The following is a 5273-nucleotide window of genomic DNA, read 5'->3' as shown; positions in this document are numbered from 1 at the left end:
GAAGCGTATATCCGGGATCTTAGGAAACATCCAACAATGGTTGTTTCGAAATCACGGCCTTTTTGAGTAGGTCCCGGGGCAAGCCCGGGATGACGAATGGTGTGTCGTCCCTAAAAGGTGCAGTGATATCTCCCCACATATCGTCCCGGAATCGCGAAGCGTATATCCGGGATCTTAGGAAACATCCAACAATGGTTGTTTCGAAATCGCGGCCTTTTTGACTAGGTCCCGGAACAAGTCCGGGATGACGGGGGAGGTTGTCGTCCCGGAATCGCGAAGCGTATATCCGGGATCTTAGGAAACATCCAGCAATGGTTGTTTCGAAATCTCAGCCTTTTTGAGAAGGTCCCGGGGCAAGCCCGGGATGACGAAATGTTGGTGGGATGACGGGGAGGGGGCGTCTCCGCTCTTTCACTGTCGTGCGCTCACTACACCGTCGTCCCCGCGAAGGCGGGGAACTAAAAATCAACCTATATGTGAACGAATCACACTTGCCAGAACGGTAATCGACTTTTCAATGTCGGCGTGCGACAGGCGAGCGAAGCTTAGGCGCAGGAAGCCGTCGGTGTATGCTTCTTTCGTCGGGAAGAATGGGGTGCCGGGTAGTACCAGTACTTTCTGTTCCAGGGCGTCATGCAGAATTTGCTTGGAAGACACCCCTTCCGGTAGTGCCAGCCAGAAAAACATACCGCCTTTCGGGGCGTGTATGGTCATGCAATCACCTAATTCGCGCTCTAGTGCGGCGGCCATGACGTCGCGTTTGCCTTTGTACGAAGAACGAATCACCTCTAAATGCGCAGGTAACTTGCCTTCGGCAATAAACGTCGAAACGAGTGATTGACCAAGGCGGTTGGTGTGTAAGTCGCTGGCTTGTTTAATTTTTACCAGAAACGGCATCACTGCCGGACTGGCCGACACATAACCCACCCGGAGTCCGGGCCACAATACTTTTGAGAAACTGCCCATGTAAACCCATGGCGCGGCGTTCAATAAACTGGCGATAGGCGTTATAACCACATCGTCGTAGTACAGATCGCGGTAGGGATCGTCTTCTACCAGCAAAATATTGTGCGCGTCGATGATCTCTGCAATCGCTTCACGGCGTGCAACGCTGTAACAATGCCCCGCAGGATTCTGAAAGTTCGGAATAAGGTACACCGCTTTGGGATTGTACTGCTCAATTGCCGCTTTCAGGGCTTCAGGGTTCATGCCGGTTTCGTCCGACTCCACCGTTTTGACTACTGCACCCTGTAACTGAAACACTTGCAGAGCCGCCAGGTAAGTGGGCTGCTCGGTAAGTACAACATCGCCCGGGTTCAACACGAGCCGGCTAATCAAGTCCAGCCCTTGCTGTGAGCCATTGGTTACCAATACCTGACTGGACTCAACTGACAGACCACGCTCACTGATGATATGGCTGATTTGCTGGCGTAGTGCTGGCTCACCTTCACTGGGACCGTACTGAGCAAATGATGTGACCGGTGCAAGGTCCGGTAACGGTGGCATCAGGGTTTCGTCGGGGAGTCCACCTGCCAATGAAAGAATGTCTGGCTGTTGAGAATATTGCAGTAGCTCGCGAACCAGCGACGACTCCATTTGTTGTGCCTGAGGCGTGAGCAGGTGAGAAAGTTGCATGAGGTCCAAGTCGGTAATTAAAGTTGTGCAGAGCATACTAGCTTTGCCGCTAAAAACGTACAGGTACACATGAATAAATTTTGCTCCATACAGATATTACGTCTTGCAGTGGGGTTTATCTGGGTAATCGAGAGTTGAAAAGTGCAATGAAACAGGCTTTTCCTGCGCATACGGTTGACCTGTGGTTAAACTTTGCACACACTGAACGGATTGATACTTAAGCCCCGAAGCAGCAGGTATGCACACCGCGGGGGCAGGCAAGGGACAGGCAAATGCGTTACCGGGTGAATGATTTTGAAATCGATACCAACGCCTACAGTATCAAACACCGTGATATGCCGATTGCCGTTGAGCCAAAAGTCTTTGATGTCATTGTATATTTGATTGCTAATCGGGACCGGGTGGTTACCCGACAGGCTTTCTTTGATGCCATTTGGACCGGGCTGGCGGTGTCGGATGCGACCTTGAGTAATCACATAAAATTTGCACGCACCGCGCTGCATGACGACGGGCAGCGGCAGGCCGTAATCAAAACGATTCATGGCAGGGGGTATCAGTTTGTTGCACCGGTAACGGAAATCCCCGAACTGCCAAGCAATACTTCCGTCTTGCCTGAACAAACAGCACCGGGTGGCTCACTGGCAAGCAGTGTACATTCCCGCTTCAATCGCTTTGTTTTTGCCGCGATTACCCTGTTAACGCTTGCTGTGCTCATGTTGTTTATCTGGCAAATAAACGGTGGCATAGCCCCCTCTGAATCTGACAGCAGCGAATCTGGCGTATCGACTGCTGGCGATAAATCCATTGCTATTCTGCCTTTTTCTTACGCATCCGATACCGCCGAAGATGCGTTTTTTTCAGACGGTATGCACTCAGCCTTACTGGCGCAAATTGCGGCTTACCCGGCATTAAAAACAATCGCAAAGGGGTCAGTTGCTCACTACGACCCCGCTACGGCAGATGTGAAAGCGGTGGGCACGACATTGTCGGTTGCTACTGTTTTATTGGGGGAAGTGAAGCGTGCCGGGCAGCAAATTCGCGTTGATGTGCAGTTAATTGATACTGCCAATGCGCGCCAGCTTTGGGCTGGTACTTATACCAGAGCACTCACAGCGGAAAACATTTTTATTATTCAGCAGGCAATTTCACTGGATATAGCGAAAGCGCTGAATCTGGCGTTAACGGCTAAACAAAACAGCCAGCACCAGCACTTTCCCACACAAAACCTGATTGCACTGGAATATTATTTTCAGGGCAAATCGTTGGCGAATCAGGGGACAACACAGGACAACACCAAGGCCCTTGAATACCTGGAGCAGGCCATAAAGGCCGATCCCTCCTTTGCGTTGGCCTATGCCGAATTAGCCCGGTTGGAGTTAAATCAGATCCATTGGGCGGGCAAGCCTGTTGAGCAGCAAGTACTTATAGCCAGTCCTCTTATTGAAAGAGCGCTGGCGCTGCAACCAACATTGGGAGAAGCCTTTGTAGCACTGGGTGTGTTGCACGTCTTTAAACAACGTTTTGGCGATGCTGAAACGGCATTTACCCAGGCGCTCGATATTATTCCGGGCAATGTTACCGCTTTGTCAGAATACGGTAATTTACTGTTGTGGAAATTACGGCGCATTGAGCAGGCTGAAGCTGTGTTTGCCAAAGCCGTAGCAATAAGTCCGTTAGACCCATTGCTTAAAACGCAGTGGGTGAGCGCTCTGATTGATGCCGGTCGATTTGCCCAGGCCCGCATGATTATCGATACGTTGATTGAGCAGAATCCGACGTTTGCGCCGGCCTACCGATCCCGGTCGGATTACTACTATTGGCTGGGTCATGCACTCCCCGCTTCACAGGTTGCGCTGAGTCAAAACTTGCAATATTCGCCTGAAGCGCCGTTCAGTTCGATGATTATGGCGCAGGTATACATATTAACGGGAGATACCCAAAAGGCCGTAGATTGGTTGGCGCACAGTTTGTCGCTGGCGCCGGGCTCCGACAACATGTTGCTGGCAAATGCCATGATTGCACATTTAACCGGAAAGCATGGCAAAGCGCTCGATATGTTTCTGCAATTACCCGCCAACCAGCACGTGTTCCCTGTTTATATGTTTGATTTGGTGGAAGTGGGGCAAGGACTCGGGCGGGCCCAGGACGTTGAGAACCACTATCGGCAGTTTTTCCCATCGTTGTATCAGGATGCGGTCAATGTTGATGCTTCGAACTTCATACCGGCGGTCGCCGTTGCCAGGTTAATGATAAACCGGGGAGAACATGCCCGCGGTCACGCACTGTTAGATAAATGCCTGGCGGTGGTGACTACAGCGCCGTTCGGCGGTTGGTCAACAAAAGAGAGTGACTGGAAAACCCGAATTTACCTTGCAAAAGGGGAGGTAGAGTTGGCCGCCAGGTCATTCGCTGATTATGTTGCTGCGGGGCACGGCGCGGACTCTATTGTAACATCGCCTACCTATGCGCCACTGAAAGACCACCCGGTCTTTCAACGGGCATTGTCGGACATGCAGAATACGCTGAAAAATGCCCGCCAACGGCTGCGGGAACTGGAAGATAGTGGCGAGATTATGTTGCCTGGCTCACTTAACCCTCATTCGCAGTAATTCGAAGATTATTAGACGAATATTAGGCTTTCGTTAGGACTTTCTTGTGTGAATGACCAATAGTGCAAAGCGTCATTTACCGAGCCACAGCATGGTTCACTGCAAAGGAAGACGGTTATGCCTGGTCCTGTTGAAATTCTGTTCGACCCCCTTTCATTAGTTGTGTTTGCCTTATACGGCGCATTTGTTTTGGTTGAATCTTTGTTCCCTGCCAGGGAATTACCCAAGATTGCTGGCTGGCGGATACGATCGTTCTGCGCTTTTGTTGTGTTCTTTTATCTTGCTACGTATTTGCCAATGGTTTGGGATGCCTATTTGCTGCCTTATCAACTGGTGGATTTACGCCATCTGAACCCTTACATCGGCGCGGTTGTTGGGTTACTGGTGTTCAATTTCTTTTTGTATGTCTGGCACCGCCTAATACATGAGTCAAACGTGTTGTGGCGGGTATTTCACCAGTTTCATCACAGCGCTGAGCGGGTAGACACATTCGGCGCTTTTTACTTTAGCCCGATGGACATTATAGGGTTCACTTTCCTGGGCAGCGTTAGCCTGGTGCTGGTGGCAGGTTTGTCGGTTGAGGCCGCTACGTTGTACTTGTACGCATCGGTATTTTTGCCGCTGTTTCAACACATGAATGTTAAGACGCCAACCTGGATTGGCTATGTTATTCAGCGACCGGAAAGTCATTCTGTCCATCATGAAAAAGGCATTCACGCCTACAATTATGCCGACTTGCCTATTTTCGATATGTTGTTTGGCACCTTTAAAAATCCCACCAATTTTGCCGCAGAGACAGGGTTTTATTCTGGCGCTTTATCAAGGGTAATGGACATGCTGATGTGCCACGATGTGTCTGTGCCAAAAGATGAATCAACGCTCGAATCCAAGCCATTGGGTTAATGTAGGTCTCGGAACAAGCCAAGGTCCCGGAACAAGCCAAGGTCCCGGAACAAGCCAAGGTCCCGGGACAAGCCCGGGATGACGGGGAGGGGGGCGTCTCAGCATCACAGTGGGCTACCTTCATCC

Annotated in this window: 3 protein-coding genes; 2 read left to right on the top strand and 1 reads right to left on the bottom strand. The window is 50.8% G+C overall.

What is annotated here, in order from left to right; genetic code table 11:
* Window positions 1–465: 465 nt before the first annotated feature.
* Window positions 466–1671 (bottom strand): aminotransferase-like domain-containing protein, encoded by a 1206-nt coding sequence (locus AC4MRN_RS13490; protein WP_491203564.1) that lies wholly within the window; start codon window positions 1669–1671, stop codon window positions 466–468.
* Between the two features lie 236 nt (window positions 1672–1907).
* Between AC4MRN_RS13490 and AC4MRN_RS13485 the strand changes: the two genes are divergently transcribed.
* Complete coding sequence (locus AC4MRN_RS13485; protein ID WP_491203563.1) at window positions 1908–4244, top strand: tetratricopeptide repeat protein; 2337 nt, start codon at window positions 1908–1910, stop codon at window positions 4242–4244.
* Between the two features lie 117 nt (window positions 4245–4361).
* Window positions 4362–5147 (top strand): sterol desaturase family protein, encoded by a 786-nt coding sequence (locus AC4MRN_RS13480; RefSeq protein WP_491203562.1) that lies wholly within the window; start codon window positions 4362–4364, stop codon window positions 5145–5147.
* Window positions 5148–5273 lie beyond the last annotated feature (126 nt).

The sequence above is a fragment of the Marisediminitalea sp. genome, assembly GCF_984433645.1.
This window is presented reverse-complemented; position numbering and strand designations above follow the sequence as displayed.

Bases quoted from the DNA above. Each gene is read 5' to 3' on its own strand.
- AC4MRN_RS13480 (WP_491203562.1), top strand. From the start codon at position 4,362: ATGCCTGGTCCTGTTGAAATTCTGTTCGACCCCCTTTCATTAGTTGTG.
- AC4MRN_RS13485 (WP_491203563.1), top strand. From the start codon at position 1,908: ATGCGTTACCGGGTGAATGATTTTGAAATCGATACCAACGCCTACAGT.
- AC4MRN_RS13490 (WP_491203564.1), bottom strand. From the start codon at position 1,671: ATGCTCTGCACAACTTTAATTACCGACTTGGACCTCATGCAACTTTCT.